11 protein-coding genes are annotated in these 15,222 nt (G+C 52.9%); 4 read left to right on the top strand and 7 right to left on the bottom strand.

Going from position 1 to position 15,222, the window contains the following annotated elements:
- The first annotated feature begins 59 nt into the window (after window positions 1–59).
- The 3 genes from P2G88_RS07850 to P2G88_RS07840 all read left to right on the top strand — a co-directional run bounded on the left by P2G88_RS07850 (window position 60) and on the right by P2G88_RS07840 (window position 4,482).
- A complete protein-coding gene (locus P2G88_RS07850) occupies window positions 60–1,259 on the top strand; it encodes a bifunctional alpha/beta hydrolase/OsmC family protein (protein ID WP_275795289.1) in 1,200 nt (399 codons plus the stop codon).
- 109 nt (window positions 1,260–1,368) lie between these two features.
- Window positions 1,369–1,941, top strand: a complete 573-nt coding sequence (locus tag P2G88_RS07845; protein WP_275795288.1) for a hypothetical protein — start codon at window positions 1,369–1,371, stop codon at window positions 1,939–1,941.
- Window positions 1,942–2,016: 75 nt separating this feature from the next.
- Entirely contained in the window at window positions 2,017–4,482 is a 2,466-nt protein-coding gene (locus P2G88_RS07840) for a S8 family serine peptidase (RefSeq protein WP_275795287.1), read from the top strand.
- Window positions 4,483–4,503: 21 nt separating this feature from the next.
- On the opposite strand, the gene P2G88_RS07835 is transcribed toward P2G88_RS07840, so the two are convergent.
- The 6 genes from P2G88_RS07835 to P2G88_RS07810 form a co-directional block, all read right to left on the bottom strand.
- Window positions 4,504–5,130 carry a response regulator transcription factor gene (locus P2G88_RS07835; RefSeq protein ID WP_275795286.1) on the bottom strand — a complete coding sequence of 209 codons (627 nt, stop codon included), beginning with the start codon at window positions 5,128–5,130 and terminating at the stop codon, window positions 4,504–4,506.
- Window positions 5,127–5,843: a sensor histidine kinase gene (locus P2G88_RS07830; protein ID WP_275795285.1), complete on the bottom strand. Its 717-nt coding sequence runs from the start codon at window positions 5,841–5,843 to the stop codon at window positions 5,127–5,129. Before P2G88_RS07830 ends, P2G88_RS07835 begins: the two co-directional genes overlap by 4 nt.
- Window positions 5,812–8,928, bottom strand: coding sequence for a tetratricopeptide repeat protein (locus P2G88_RS07825; RefSeq protein WP_275795284.1), 3,117 nt, complete (start codon window positions 8,926–8,928; stop codon window positions 5,812–5,814). The genes P2G88_RS07830 and P2G88_RS07825 overlap by 32 nt, the downstream gene beginning before the upstream one ends.
- 55 nt (window positions 8,929–8,983) lie before the next feature.
- The gene (locus P2G88_RS07820) at window positions 8,984–9,835 is read right to left on the bottom strand and encodes a cofactor assembly of complex C subunit B (protein WP_275795283.1); all 852 of its coding nucleotides are present in this window, start codon (window positions 9,833–9,835) and stop codon (window positions 8,984–8,986) included.
- 7 nt (window positions 9,836–9,842) lie between these two features.
- Window positions 9,843–10,673: a DUF6689 family protein gene (locus P2G88_RS07815; RefSeq protein ID WP_275795282.1), complete on the bottom strand. Its 831-nt coding sequence runs from the start codon at window positions 10,671–10,673 to the stop codon at window positions 9,843–9,845.
- Window positions 10,674–10,763: 90 nt separating this feature from the next.
- Window positions 10,764–13,244, bottom strand: a complete 2,481-nt coding sequence (locus P2G88_RS07810; protein ID WP_275795281.1) for a S8 family serine peptidase — start codon at window positions 13,242–13,244, stop codon at window positions 10,764–10,766.
- A gap of 281 nt (window positions 13,245–13,525) precedes the next feature.
- Between P2G88_RS07810 and P2G88_RS07805 the strand changes: the two genes are divergently transcribed.
- Window positions 13,526–14,140: a hypothetical protein gene (locus tag P2G88_RS07805; protein WP_275795280.1), complete on the top strand. Its 615-nt coding sequence runs from the start codon at window positions 13,526–13,528 to the stop codon at window positions 14,138–14,140.
- Here P2G88_RS07805 and P2G88_RS07800 read toward each other — a convergent pair.
- Complete coding sequence (locus tag P2G88_RS07800) at window positions 14,137–15,165, bottom strand: hypothetical protein (RefSeq protein WP_275795279.1); 1,029 nt, start codon at window positions 15,163–15,165, stop codon at window positions 14,137–14,139. The genes P2G88_RS07805 and P2G88_RS07800 overlap by 4 nt on opposite strands.
- Window positions 15,166–15,222 lie beyond the last annotated feature (57 nt).

Genomic DNA, 15,222 nt, shown 5'->3' with positions numbered 1-15,222 from the left:
GTTTTTCTTACGCCCGGGCGTATACTGGGCGTTAGCAGCGGTAAATTCAGGAAGACTACATGCGTATTAAAGTCAGCTTCGAGAGTCAGGGACATCGTCTCAGCGGTGCTCTGGAAACCCCGGCCAGCGATATTCGTTGCTATGCGCTCTTTGCCCATTGCTTTACCTGCGGCAAGGATGTGGCGGCAGCGTCGCGCATCTCCCGCGCCCTCACCCGCCTGGGTATTGCCGTGCTTCGATTCGACTTTACCGGCCTTGGCAGCAGCGACGGTGATTTTGCCAACACCAACTTCTCTTCCAATATTGAAGACCTGATAGCCGCTGCGGATTATCTGCGCCGTGAACATCAGGCGCCGGCCTTGCTGATTGGCCACAGTCTGGGAGGAGCCGCGGTATTGGCCATGGCTGAGTTAGTCCCTGAATCCCAGGCGGTAGTCACTATCGGTGCGCCCCATGATGCCAGCGTGATCGCACGGCAGTTCTCGGCTTCACTGGCGCAAATCGAAAAAGACGGCGAAGCCGATGTAAAAATGGGCGCACGTACCTTCAAAATAAAGAAACAATTTCTGGATGACGTTGACCGCTACCGCGGTATGCCCATGGCCAACCTGAAAAAAGCCTTGCTGATCATGCATTCCCCCATTGATGAAATGATCTCTATCGGTGAGGCAGAGAAAATCTACAAAGATGCCATGCACCCAAAAAGCTTTGTCAGCCTGGATAGCGCCGATCATCTGCTAAGCAGAAAGGCCGATGCAGAATATGCTGCATCCGTAATAGCAGCCTGGGCTGACCGCTATCTTCCCAAGGTTCAATCAACAGCACCGACCCTGTCCGAGGGTCAGGTGCAAGTCGAAGAGAAAAATCATCAATTCACCGTGCATGTGCATAGTGATAGTCACCATTGGCTGGCCGATGAGCCTCTTGCTGTCGGCGGAGACAATATGGGCCCGGATCCTTATGAACATCTCCTGGCAGCCTTGGGCGCCTGCACCGTGATGACGTTACGCATGTATGCCGAGCGTAAAGAGTGGCCTCTTGAACATATCGCTGTGCGCCTTTCCCATCATCGTGAACATGGACAGGACTGCAAAGACTGCACCGATAAAGACACGGCCATCGAAGTGATAGAGCGAAATATCAGCCTTAAAGGCGATTTAAGTGATGAACAGCGCCAGCGTCTGTTGGAGATTGCCAATAAGTGCCCGGTGCACAGAACTTTGCATAGCGAACTGAGGGTAAGGAGTCAGCTAAGCTAGCCCCCAGCAATCAATCTCCACCAAACCACGACAAGGTTTAGGGGAAACCCCTATATAACCTCTGTGTGCCCTTTCTTAGGCTATTGCGCAGACAACAGAGGAGTTCGTTATGCGCAATACCTTTATCAAAGCGTTGCTGAGCCTGGTGCTTATGATGTCTGTTCAGACAACGGCTCAAGCAAGCCTCATTAATCTGACCTTGTTCAATTATGCCTTCGATGATGGCGCCAGCTTCAATGCCAGCATTATCGGTCAGGACAGCAATGCAGACTTGGCCCTGTCGCTGGAAGAGCTGTCCGAATTCAGCCTGGATTTTCAATCACCTGACGGCTTCCACGATTTTTCGATGAGTTTGGTGGACTTGGGCAGTTTCTTCCTGTGGCTGGACGGCGGTCTTTTTGGTGACAATCCCGAAGAGGGGTTGGAGGCCATCAACGCCCCAAATGCTTACCTGGTTGCCGGCCTGAATATGCTCGGTAGTCCTGGCGTGTACGTGGAATGGCAACAATATGTATCGCAATCCGCGCAAGCCACCAAAGTAAATTACCCTGCAATGGCAGTCAACGCGCCAGGGACTCTGGCGTTGCTTATTGCCGGGCTGCTGCTCGCCCTGGGTCTCAGAAACACACTAAATCTGTCCAATCAACCGGTGCCAGAGCCAATCTGGTCAAACCAAGGCTAAGGGGAAACCCCTATAGTCCGCAAACTCGCAGCAATGACATGCTTGCACTGCCCTACTAAAAACAACAGGTGAAACATGCAACAAGTAAAATTCAATACCCTCAAAGCGCTGCCTTTGGCCATTGCCCTGGCGCTTCCTGCCAGTGGACTGGCGGCAAAAACACTGGATATCAGCTTGCAAGAGAAAATGCGTCAGGCTGATGAGCATAGTCTGTTGCCGGTGATTATCAGCTTCGATAATCAAGGTGCCGCCACCAACGAACAACTGGCCTTCCTGCGCCAGCTTGGCCTCAAAGGGGTGGCCTTAAACCAGCTACCCATGGTTGGGGCTTTAGCCACAAAGGCACAGATCCAAAGCATTTATGCCAGGAATGATGTCATTTCCGTTTGGGCCAACCAGCCCCTGGCGCTGGAAAACTATGGCGCCACACAACTCACTGGCGTACAACAACTGCGCGCCGATGCCAATATGCGCAATCAAGGTGTCCCCTACTCTGGCAAAGGTGTCGGTGTGGTCGTCAATGACTCCGGTATCGATGGCAACCATGGCGACCTGATGTTTCCTCATCACGTGGTACAAAATGTGCTGGCACAAACCAATCTGCAAAGTTTCAGCGACTTGCTGCCCATCACCTACCGTGAAAATGTGGCCAATACCGATATCGGCGGGGGCCATGGTACCCATGTGGCAGGCACCGTCGGTGGCAATGGCGCCATGAGTAACGGCTTGCACCGCGGCGTAGCGCCGGGTGCCGGCATCATAGGCTATGGCTCTGGTGCGGGTTTGTTTATATTGGATACCCTGGGCGGTTTTGATTATGCCCTGACCCATCAGTTTGATTACAACATTCGTGTGATTTCCAACTCCTTCGGTAATACCTCAGACACTGGCACCGATTTTAATCCTGACGATCCGACCAATATCGCCACCAAGGCCCTGGCCGATGCCGGTATCATCACCGTCTTTTCAGCAGGCAATTCAGGCGCAGGCGAAAGCACCATCACCGGTAACTTTAAAAAAGCGCCCTGGGTGATCACGGTAGCCGCCGGTGACAAGCAAGGAAACCTGGCCGACTTCAGTTCAAGGGGTGTACAAGGTAAAGGCGGTCAAGTTGAAGTCGATGGCGAGCTCTACACCTGGGAAGATCGGCCCACGGTGACTGCGCCCGGCGTAGATATTATCTCCGCCAGGGCCTCAACCTCCAGTTTGGGGGGCCTCAGCGCCAGTGACGACGCCGATATGATTGCTCCTGAGCACCTTGCCTACTATACGGTGTCCAGCGGTACTTCCATGGCCGCTCCCCACGTTTCCGGTATTGTGGCCTTGATGCTGGAAGCCAATCCCGATCTGACCTGGAGCGAGGTCAAACGTATCCTCCAAGATACCGCCACTAACATGGCCGGTCGTGAGCCCTGGGAAGCCGGTGCAGGCTACGTTAATGCCTATGCGGCGGTACAGGCTGCCATTAGTGCTGACGGTCGATTCGGCGATACGGTTAAGCTTAACCGTCAGTTTAACGCCAGTGCCAGCCTGAGTGAGCAAGACAGCTTCACGCGCACCGTGGAATATGTGCCTGTCGGTGACAGCCCCATTGAAACCTTCTATGTGGATGACAGCGTATCTCTGGTGTTGGCCAGCGCCAGTATTGAAACCGCTACCGCGTTTGTGCTGGAAGATCCTGCTGGCAACCGCTATGGCTCAGGCATAGGATTGCCTGTGCTGGGCTCGGCAGTAGGCACCTCTGCCCCTGGTATGACAGGTACCTGGAAGCTGTATGCCAGAGGCATCGGCTCCATCAGCGGCAATAATGTTGACCCGCTAGGGGTCACTAATGGGGTTGGCGTCCCCGGCCCAATTGACGTCAATGTTCGTCTGCTGCAAACCGATGAAATCCGTGGTATCGATGATACTCAAGGTCATCCCGGCAGAGCCTTTGTGGAATTTGTTGTCTCTGAAAGTTTGATGGATGCCACACCACATGGCTTTATGCCCGATGCCATAGTGCGTAAGGCTGAGCTGGCAGATGCCCTGGTACTGAGTGGCGCCATTCGACAAGCACAGTTTGGCAACGCCTCCCTCTTTGTGGATGGCAGTGAAAATGCTGCAGCTATCAATGCAGTAACTCGTCAGGGCGCCGCCCTTAAAGGACTGGATTACAGTCAGCAAGCTCCCCTTCTGGCCGACAACCCTAGTCTGTTTGGCGCCGACAACCCGGTGGACAGACTGCAGTTGGCCTACTCCTTGGTACAAAGCCTGGGATTAGAGGAACCGGCCCGAGCTTTTGATGACAGTGCGCCAATCATCGTCAGACACTTCAATCAGGACATTGAGCTCAGCGATGGAAAGGATATTCCTGCAAAGTGGCGTGGCTACGTGCAACTGGCTTTGGACTTAGGCTTGCTGCAAGCCGAGGTAAGTGTGGTACAAGGGCCCTTTGATTTGACGCCAAAGCTTGTGGCCCACTTCCGTCCTGACCGTCAGATCAGCCGTGCTCAGTTGGCCAAGTCGCTGACCCTGCTGCATCCTTTGATGGGCCAGTAATGGCTTGCTAGGGGGACGCCCCTATTCAAGCAGGCCGAGCTTTCCGGCAATGCGGATAAGCTCGGCCACATTCCCTGCCTGCAATTTTTTAAGAATTTTAGAACGGTGATTTTCCACCGTTTTCAAGCTCATATTCAGCAGCTCAGCAATGGTTTTACTGGTTTTCCCCGCCACCACTAAAAAAAACACTTCCCGCTCACGGCGGGTCAATACATCCAGCGGATGCTGGCTTAAGGTTGACGGGGTAACACTACGCTGGGCCTCACCGGGGAACACCCTTTTACCCAGGGCTACTTGCCGTATGGCTTTAAGCAGGGTGTCAGTCGAGGACTCCTTAAGCAGATAGCCAAAGGCACCGGCGCGCTGCATGGCCTGCACATACTCCATTTCATTGTGCATGGTCAGCACCAGCACTCTGCAGCCCGGCCGCTGACTAAGTAACTTATCAATTGCTACCAGTCCATTCATGTTGGGCATGCTGATATCCATCAAAACCACGTCCGGTTGATGGGTTAGCACGGCCTGGATCAGACTCTCCCCCTCGTCACATTGGGCCATCACCTGCATATCATCCTGGGCGCTGATCACCTGCACCAAACTCTGGCGCAGCATCACATGGTCATCGGCCACCACCAGACGGATACTCACAGTTTCACCACCAGACTAAGGTGGCATCCCCGTCCTGGCCGACTGGCGACTTGCCATTTGGCATCAAAAGCCTTAGCTCTGTCATTCATATTGACCAACCCCAAGCCCTGCACCGTGGCAGGATCAAATCCACAACCATTATCCACAATGTCCATGCGCAGCACCCCCTCGCCCTGACCCAGGTACAGATCAACCTGTGATGCATTGGCATGCTTAAGACAATTGGTCAAAGCCTCCTGGGCAATACGAAACACCAGAATGGCCGATTCTTCCGGCACCTTGTCCAATGCACTGAAGCTTAAATTGCATTGGGTATCCGCATGGGTAAACAGAGTACGGCACAACCAGCGAATAGCGGCCTCCAGCCCCAGATCGTCAAGGATGGCGGGACGCATTAAACGGGACAACTGGCGCACATCCGCCAATGCCTGTGACGCCAGTTCAGCCAGAGGTTGCAATGCGGGTTGCCCAGCCGACTGCTCTGTTAACTGACGGGTCAGCCCGGTCAACAATTGCCCCACACCGTCATGTAACTCCCTGGCCAACGCCGCCCGCTCAGCCTCTTGTTGCGTCCACAGCCGCCGCCCAAGACGCTTCAATTCTGTTTGTTCCTGCAACAACAAGGCCTTCAACTGTGCTTGTTGCTGACTTAACAAGTCAAACTGATCTTGCAGGGCTGACTCAGGGGGTGTTGTAGGTTTGCTGGTACTCAACTAACTCTCGCTCACTTAGCTGCTCATAGAAGGCATCAAATTGGGCCAATGGCAGGGTCTGTTTGTAGCTTTCATCCAATTTTCGGTAATACATATGATTACGCCAATGTTTTGGATACTGCGCCAGGAGTTGCGCCAGGCTGCGCTGATTGGCCGGTGTGTTCGGTTGTAGGTACAACCACTGCAAGTATTCTTTGTAATAGGTTGGATTAATGACCTCAGCGACCCGCTGCCATTGCCAACTACTTGCATCCAATCCCTGGCGCTCGATACCATCCAGCAACACTTTGAGTTCGCTAAGCACGGGCAGCGGTGTCAGGCGCAATCTTTGCCACAGAGCCTCAGTATTCGTTGGCAACATACTGCCGCTGACCTGCTCTTTGGCAATGCTTTGCAACCATAAGAATAACAGCTGTTGCTCGGCGGACACCGGGCCGCCAGATTGCCCGACGCTTTGCAGGCTATCCTCTACACATTGCCAGCGGGCCAGACGCATACACATCTCCGCCTGCCATAGGCCCATTTCGACCATGCTGCGGCTGTCTTTGAGCTCACTCGCCATAAGCTGTGCTTGATGACTACTGTCAAAGGCCCCTTGCAACAGGCCCTGATCGAAATTGCGTTGGCTCACCAAATACTGAGTGATCAGCGTCTCTTCTGATGCCTCGTTATTGGCAGGCTGTAGTAAATCCGCCAGCATCCTGCCGGCATTGACCATATTGCCGCGGGCCATATCCAGTTGCACCAGATTTTGTCTGGTGCGCAGCAGATGGGTTTCATCCTGGGCACGGGCAAAGATTTCTAACGCTTGCTGCCAGTAGATTTCGGCCAGGGAGAAGTCGCCCATCAGGAAATGCATGTAAGCCACATTGCTGATGCTCTGGGCTTTACGGGTACTGCTGTCGTATTGCACCCGCAAGTCCAGGGCCGCTTTATAATGTTGTTGAGCCTGGCGGTATTTGCCTTGCTCTTCGAACACTTGTCCCAAGGTATCTTCAATCTGCGCTTCGCGCACCGGATCGCCAAGGGTCGATACTATATCTATCGCCTCTTGCAGCAGACTTTCTGCTTCCTGGTATTCGCCGGTGATGGCAACCACATTGGCAAGGTTTGCCAAGCTGGTGACCCGCCCCTGGGGATCACGTTCCTTAGTGCGTATGGCCAGGGCATCAGAAAAATATTGCTGGGCCTGTTGGTACTGGGATTGGCGAAGATAAGCCACACCAAAGGCATTCAGCACTAAGCCCTGCCCAAGATAATCCCGATCCCGGCGATACCCCAGCAGCGCCTGGGTTAATTCATTGTCGATGGCATGTTCGATTTGGCCGTTGACGATCCTAAGCTTGCCCAATTCAAACCAGAGTGAGGCATCAGAAGGGTCTGCTGACAATGCCTGCTCATAATCGGCTATGGCCTTGTCGGGTTGCTCTGCCCATTGGTACAGTCCGGCCCGTTTCGCCAACAACTCTGTGCGATGGGGAAAAAGCGCCAGCAAACGGTCTGCCGCCTGCAGTGCAGCGGTGACATCACCATCTAGCTCCGCTTGCAGCCAGTTGGCCTGAAGTTGCCAATACGGATGAGGCTCCGTAAGCTCGGCAAGCTTAGAGAGTTGGATTCTCGCACTATTGAGGTTGTTCTGCTCAAGCGCCAGCTCAGCCCCCATTACCCAGCCCCCGGCAAATGCCGGCAGTTGCCTCTGCAGGGCATTAATCAAGCTGCTGGGATCCGGCTCTTGTTGTTGCTTCAGGATCTCAAACACCGGTTGCAGATGATCCATATCCACTATGGCCTGTTCGGACAACAGGCCCGACCCCACCACATCATCAGCCCAGCGATCTGCCAGCTCTTCGTACAAAGCGCTCATATCATCTTTTGGCAGTGCACGGCGATGCTCAAACAACAGCCGTTGTTCCGGCATCCGCAGCAATCGTATCTGATACAGGCGCAGATTATTTTCAATCTCACTGGCACTGAGTAACAGCAAGGCGTCCGCGTTCAACAAGCTGGCCAGGGAGGATTGCGCCTCTTTGTTTTTCCAGGGCTGTAGTTGCAAATTTTCTATCAGTCGCTGGCTGCGCTCAGAGGGGATAACCTCAAGGCCTGGTATGGTGCCTAAAGCGAATTGCAGAATATCGGCCAGTGCTCCCAGCGCCAGGTTTTGCCTGTCGTAGATGATGGCCAGTCGATGCATCTCACTGGGTGTTTCTGCCTCGGTAGGTGAAGGAAGACTGGCTTGCCAAATCAACAGCAGAACCAACGCTGCCAAAGGGGCCAGCACATACAACGGACGCAAACTGACCCTAAGCCTGGCTTTGGCATCCAGGGCCGATGGACGAAGACGCGGCTCCTGTTGGGTCAGTCTGGAGACCAGTTTTCCCATGCGCCAATGCCATGCAAAAGTACGCCAGTTGCCCGGCACCTGGGAAACCAGGGTGTCTAACAATATGCCCACACTGTAAAGATCACTGCTGGCACTGAGTACACCGCTATGGCGGATTTCAGGCGCTGAATAAACAGAGTGGCCAAGACTGACAACACGGCCATCTAAGCGCCGGCCAATGCCAAAGTCCATCAGTACCAGTTGGCCATTGGCTTGCACAAACAGATTGTCAGGTTTGATATCGGCATGGGCAATGCCCGCCTGATGGCAGGCATGCAGAGCATCCAATAGCTGGGAGAGCCATGCTTCCACCTGCTGCCTGGACAGCGGCTCATGCAAATACTCTTGCAGCGGACGGCCTTCCAGCTGCTGCATGGTAAAAAATACATAGGGAGAATCTTGGTAGAACTCGTGTACGCGCACCACATTCGGGTGTTGAATAGTGCGTGACAGCAGCACTTCATCACGCATCTGTTGCAGGTATTCACTGTCCAGGGCCTGCACCGGGGCAATTATCTTAAGCGCCACCGGCACATTTAATAGCTGGTCGTAGGCGGCGTATACGCAGCCTTGTGCGCCCTGACCAAGGGCTTGACGGATCTCAAAGCGTCCGGCCAGCACATGCCCAACTGACAAAGAAGAAAGCTGGCTTGGCGGACGTGCAGCGTGGGCGCTTATTTGGGTTTTTTGGTCGGTGCTTTGCACCTGTGTACCTTATTTCAAACCTCTTATGCGCACCAAGGATAGCGTTGTTAAAGAATTAAAAGCAATGATTCATCTGAAGGCTGCTGCCTATCTGCAGCAGTGCATGATCCAATGCCTGCAGTGACAAGGCGATACCAAGCTGCTCGGCCAGCGCCTCACATAGGGCAACGTCAGCCTCAGAAAAACACCGCTGAGCCATATTGCTGTCGGCATAGAGCACCGCTCTCACCTGCCGGTTGACCGGTACCGGGTAACACAATACCGCCTGTATATTGGCACGTAGCACACTGGCTCTGGCGGCCAGGTCCTGATCGGTCTGTAAGTTGGCCAGCACCAGAGCTTGCCCACTTTCAGCGACCCGCTTGATAACCGTTTTACTGCCGCTAAAGCTGTCTTTGGCCAACCAGGCAGGGTAACCAACGCACTGCTCCAACTGCTGCTGCTCATCAAGGTAAATCACTGCGGCCCGATCACAACCCAGCATGTGCATAAGGTGTTCACGCACCAGTTGCAGTAAATCCTCTATATCGCTGGTTTGCGTCAACATACTGATGTCAGGTTGCTGAGCTTGGCGCCAACTGAGCGCCTGCTCGTAGTGTACTATGCCCTGGTGACTGATAGGTTCAAACAGGCAAAGGATATCGCCCACCAACACCTTAAGCGGCGCCCTGATCGCTATCTTTTGCTGGCGTTGCCCTGCGACCAGGCAACCGTTAAGACTGCCCTGGTCCACTAGATTCCAATTGCCCTTTTCTGCGTAACACAGAGCATGCTCGCGGGATACGCTGGCAGCATTGATCTGAATATCACTTTGCGCATCCCGGCCAAGCTGATAATGACGACCTTCGAACAGAAAAAACTGCTGGCTGGGCGCATCCTGATAGTGAAGGGTTAATCTGCAGGGCATGTCGATCTCACAAGATCCGCAAGCTATAGCCTAGGGTCTGGCTTAAAGTCAGCAACTCCCCCCTGACATTGACCAAATCATCACTGGCCCGCCAAACGTATGGCATATCTGCACTTTGCGCCTGCTCTAACAGATTTATCAGCAGGTTCACTGTTTGCAGAGCACCATTGTAATTGGCCCCATTTAGCTGCATGGACAGGGTATCCAGCGTGGTGACAAGTGTATCTGCCAGTACAGGGTTAATACTGCCTCTGTGAGTGCTGAAAAAATCACTTAAGTTCGCCAGCTTATCGCCTAATACCGTGGCCGTGGTGCGGGTATCGGCAAGGATAATAAAGTCAGAAAAACTGCCGGTATTACCTCTGGCCCTGATACTGCCTGCCCCTGTGCTTTGGGTAATGTCTTCAAAGGGACCATTGGCATGAGAGCGGTAGAGCCGCAAAGGACTGCCGTTTACATAGTGCAGCGCCTTGGTATAGAACTCTATTTGTGCCACCCCTTCGAAGCTAAAACCACGATCAGCATGGGGGGCGATGCGCACTACCACCGGAAAAGCAGCCGGCACGTTGACCCCGTTTGTTGGCAGACGATTCAGTAAATCCAAGGGATTCACCCATTCTGCCTCAATCACAAACTGCTCGGCACTGAGTCCGACAGTGCGTTCAAAATCGACCCTCAAGTCCAGAGCCAGGCTCTGCCCTGTGGGAGAGGTGAGCTCAAAGTGGGCGGTAATCTTGTTCTCTGAAAAGCTCAGCACTTGAGGCGCAACGGATTGCGCCGATGCCACCGGCAGCAAAAGCAGACTGGCCACAATCAGGGAGTAAAACCTTTTCATCATAAAAAACCTCCAAGCATCCAGCGACAACATAAAACAGCCGTCAAAAAATAGCCAGTTCAACCTCTGCCGAGGCTGAACTGGCAAAGGACCCTATCGTAGGTAGGCCTCATAGAATCTTGATGCTGTCAGTGCGTAGGCGGCCCGGGTCAACTTCACATCCGGCTGGAAGTAAGCTTCAAGGGTCGGCTCAAGATCAAATGCTCCTTGCTGCACGGCAAACTGCACATTAATCAAAGACAGATTGATGGCCGTCTGTACATAGCCTTTCATCGACGCTGGGATCAGATGCTGATCGCTCAGAACCACCGTTTGCCCACGGTAATCCACAACAATATCATCGTCACTGTTAAAGGCCCGGGCTTGTGCCTGCATTCCCAACAATTGTACTAATGTGTAAGCCATATCCAACTTACTGACGGTGCCGTTGGGATTGAAGTTACCCTGGGCACTTTGCATCAGGGGATCCTGCTCACGCAATCTGTCCTTGATGGCTGCGCCTTTCACCGACACAGACTCAACGAAGGCCTTGGCACTGCTTGGCACCTGGGAAAGCATGGGGGCCGGCTCTTCAAGCAGATCCCGGTACTGGCGCACCGCCCCACCCATCACCAGATAATTAGCCAGATCTTTTCTTCTTAGCAGGGCATCGGGTCTGAACACGCTGTTATTAAAGCCATCCATTAAGCGTTCGCTGATGGCAAATTCAACAGCCGTTTGCAGGGGATGACCGGCGATATCATCCAATCCCTGATAACCACCGGAGTTTTCAAACTGCACCAGCACATCAAAAAACTCAGGCAATCCAGGTCCGTTGGTCAGTCCCAGCGGATCGGCCTGCACACCGGACAAAGACGTCAGACCATAAACATAGACGCCCCAGTTACCGGGTTTAGCCGGCGCAGAAACGCGCATGGACTCTTCCAGCACCGGGGTGGACAAGTTGCCGAAATACTCCACGCCATCAGGATCCACCAGCACCAGCTTGGTCAGGTTGGTGGCTGTGTTGGCGCTGGCTTTTACCCAGGCTGCCTGGTCGTCTACCACAAAGGTTTTCACCTCAGGTTCACCTACCGGGCTGTAAAACACCTCAAGCTCTTCGCTGCGCTCGCTGGGCAACAGCAGGGCGTTGGCGTTAAAGGTTTTATCGGCGAGATTATTGACTGTTATTCTGTGTTCGGGGTCGTAATTTAATGCCGCTGCCACCGCAGCCCGTGCATTCACGTAACCCGCTCCCACTTCCCAGCGTTCGTAACCAGGCATATTGGTAGCGGTTTCCATCAGCAGACGTTTGATGCTCAGATTGTCCAGCGCCGGATTCGCTTCCAACATCATGGCAACGATCCCTGATACATGGGGAGTGGCCATGGAAGTACCAGATATCATGGTGTAAAAAGGCAGATACTCGGGCTCAATTGCCTCCACATCGGCTTCACCACCATTGGCACTTAAATTGGTACTTGCCCGGGTAGCAATAATATCCACTCCTGGCGCCACAATGGTCACATCATTGCTATAGGTCCAGGTGGTTTGATCCGGCATGGTAAAGGTCCCTTCCTCGCCTTTTAATCCGCGGGAGGAGAAACCGGCTAATTTTCCGTCCTTGTCACCGGCGCCGACAGCGATGCCCCAGGGGATCTGGGCATAGGGGTTGTGGGTGTCCTCTCCGGGGCCCGAGTTACCTGATGCGAACACTGACAGAATGCCGAGTTTGTGGGCTTTGTAGCTGGCCAGCGCGACCGGACCAGCTGGGTCAAACTTGCCGCTGGAGCCCCAGGAATTGCTGATTACCCTGATAGGATCATCGAAGCTGTAGACATGGTTGATGGCATAGTCATAACCACCGACAGCATCCAGGATGAAGAGTCCGCCACCGGAGCCATAACCTACCAACTTAGCATCGGGGGCGGCGCCCACATATTTGCCATCCGACATGACGCCGGTACCAGCAATGATGCCGGCGCAATGGGTGCCGTGTCCGGAGTTGGTATCGGTGTTGGGCTGCCCGGTCAGCACAAATCCCTCGGTGACACCGGTAATTTCCAGGGCACTGGCATGGGTGATGGCCTGAACGTTTTCAATCACTTGCTGACCAAAGAACAGATCCTGGTGGGTAGCGTCCACACCAGAGTCATTGACCATAATGGTTACGCCTTTGCCTGTGAATTCCTGGCCGTTGCGTGCTGCAAATTCAGTTCCCTGCACCGCATCGACACCGGTAATTTGCCTGGCATCGGCGGTGAAGTATTCCAGCTTGCGGTTTAACCAAATTGAACGCAGATCATCGTCCTCTGACAAGGCTTGGATTTGCGCGGCATTAACCATCACGCCAACAACGGGTACGGACTTAAACTGCACGCCCTGAGTGATCCCCAAGCTCAGGAGCTTCTGCACTTGAGCTTCGGATACGGGCTCCAATTGATCATAAGTCAATACTGCCATCAGGGTGTCAGCGCCAGAGAGCGTTGGCAGCACAGAGGCGAGCTCTTTGCCAAGGGTGGGTTTAGCCAAGGCCAGCGGCGAGGCCATCATCATGCTGGCAACAGCCAGCGCGGAGAGTTTGAATAATTTCATCGGTAGTTCCTGTCAAAAACAAATTTCAGGGTCAGAATTTCTGACGTGGAACTAATGTGAACCGATTGGCGATGCGCTTATATAGGGGTTTACCCCCTAATTTAACGAGTCAACTCTTCTGGTAAGCCGCGTACCATGCAAACAAACAACTCTTTAATTTGTCGGAAGTAAAAGAAAACGCGCAATCATGGATGTGAAACATCTATTCTTATAATACAAAAGTACTTGCTGCCCCTGGGCGATTGTCCTACAAGCAGCCACCGCAAGGCAGGAACAAAAACATGGACAACGCCAAAAAGATCATCGAGCAAATCAAATCCCTTGAACAAGATTTGCGCGAAGAGCTGCAAAAAATGGAAACGGAGTTCTCCTACAAGATCAAAGAAGGGAAGGTCTACTTTGAAGAGCAAACTCAGCGATACCACAAAACCCTGGCCACTAAGTTGCACACCTATCTCTTTCACTCTTCACTACTGAAGATATTGACGGCCCCCTTTATCTGGGCTTGTCTGTTCCCCGCCCTGCTCATGGATATTCTGGTGTCTCTTTACCAAATGGTTTGCTTTCCCGTCTATCGCATTCCCAAGGTGCGTCGTGCTGACTATATCCGCTTAGACAGGCATAAACTTGGCTACTTAAATGGTATTGAAAAACTGAATTGCCTCTATTGTGGGTACTTTAACGGCTTGATGGCTTATGTCAGCGAAATTGCCGGGCACACCGAGCAGCACTGGTGCCCGATAAAGCATGCCTATCGGCAGCGAGCACTGCATAACCGCTATGGTAAGTTTTTTGAGTACGGTGATGCCGAGGCATACAAAGCGAGAATTATTCAGGTTCGGCAAGATTTTTCCGACGTGAATCGACCCTGCCAAAAATCCAACAATGAGCCTTAAGTATAAAAATCAAACTGCTGAATCAGCCCTACTGCTGAGCGCGCCTGATTGTCGTGATAGACAAAGGCCCCGGTTTTCCTGAGTCTGGCTATGGGCTCGCCTTCTGACGCAATATCCACGACAGTGTTGGCACCTTGCAACAATATTGCATCAATTTGTAACGCAGTGAGTGACACGAGTTTTGAACCCGCCCCAGGCTGCCACCAATATAAATCGTTAAAGGCTTTGTCCCGGCTATCTAACAGGCCATCACCATTATCATCCAGAGTTTGTATATCGGCCCAGGCATCACCGCTGGTGACCCCTAACAATTCCGCAGGACCATCCATGCGCTGATTTCTGTCAAGGTCTCTGACCAGATACCCGGCATTACCTTCAGGAGTGGGCAATTTGTCCAGGTTGCCATCACCGTCCAAATCCAAAGTGGTGTTGCCTTTAAAACTTACCGGTCGCCAATCAAAGCTAACCACCAGAGGATCTTTGAGTTGCTGTTCTTTAACCACTGAAAGACTCTGGGAGACGTTCAGTTGCTGCCAATCGAGCTGACCTTGAAAGCTAAATCGTTGCCCCTCTGCTAATTGCAAGTCCAGGGAGATGCTAAAATGATAAGCCTGATAGTTAAGTGCTGTTTCTTTAACGATCAGCTGGGTTTCATCTGCAGATTGCGGGTTTTGTTGAACATCGCCTGTCGACGCTGACTGAACCGACTCGCCCTCCCATCTGGCAGCTTCAAACCAGTCAATTGGCCGGCCGTTTAACATTTCTACCAGACGCCTGAGCATTCTTAGCTCAGGATCGTCCGACTTGATGTCTTCTTGATCGGACTGTTCTTTTTGCACGCCTTTATGCGATGCTGAAGCCGCAGCCTTTTCAGATACTGTGGCTTGAGGTACGGCGGTTGGTGCCCTCTCTCGCTGACTTTGTATGGGTAAAGCCACGGATTGTCGCGCCACGACTTGCCTGTCATGTTTTACAAAGTGTTGCTGCTCGTGGGCAATCGACGCCTGATATGATTGGATGTTCATAATGGATCCTCCCATAGTCTTTATCGACAAAATGGGGAGAGCCTTTAGTGCCAACAA

Source organism: Aliiglaciecola sp. CAU 1673 (assembly GCF_029223185.1).
Taxonomy (GTDB): Bacteria; Pseudomonadota; Gammaproteobacteria; order Enterobacterales; family Alteromonadaceae; genus Bowmanella.
This window is presented reverse-complemented; position numbering and strand designations above follow the sequence as displayed.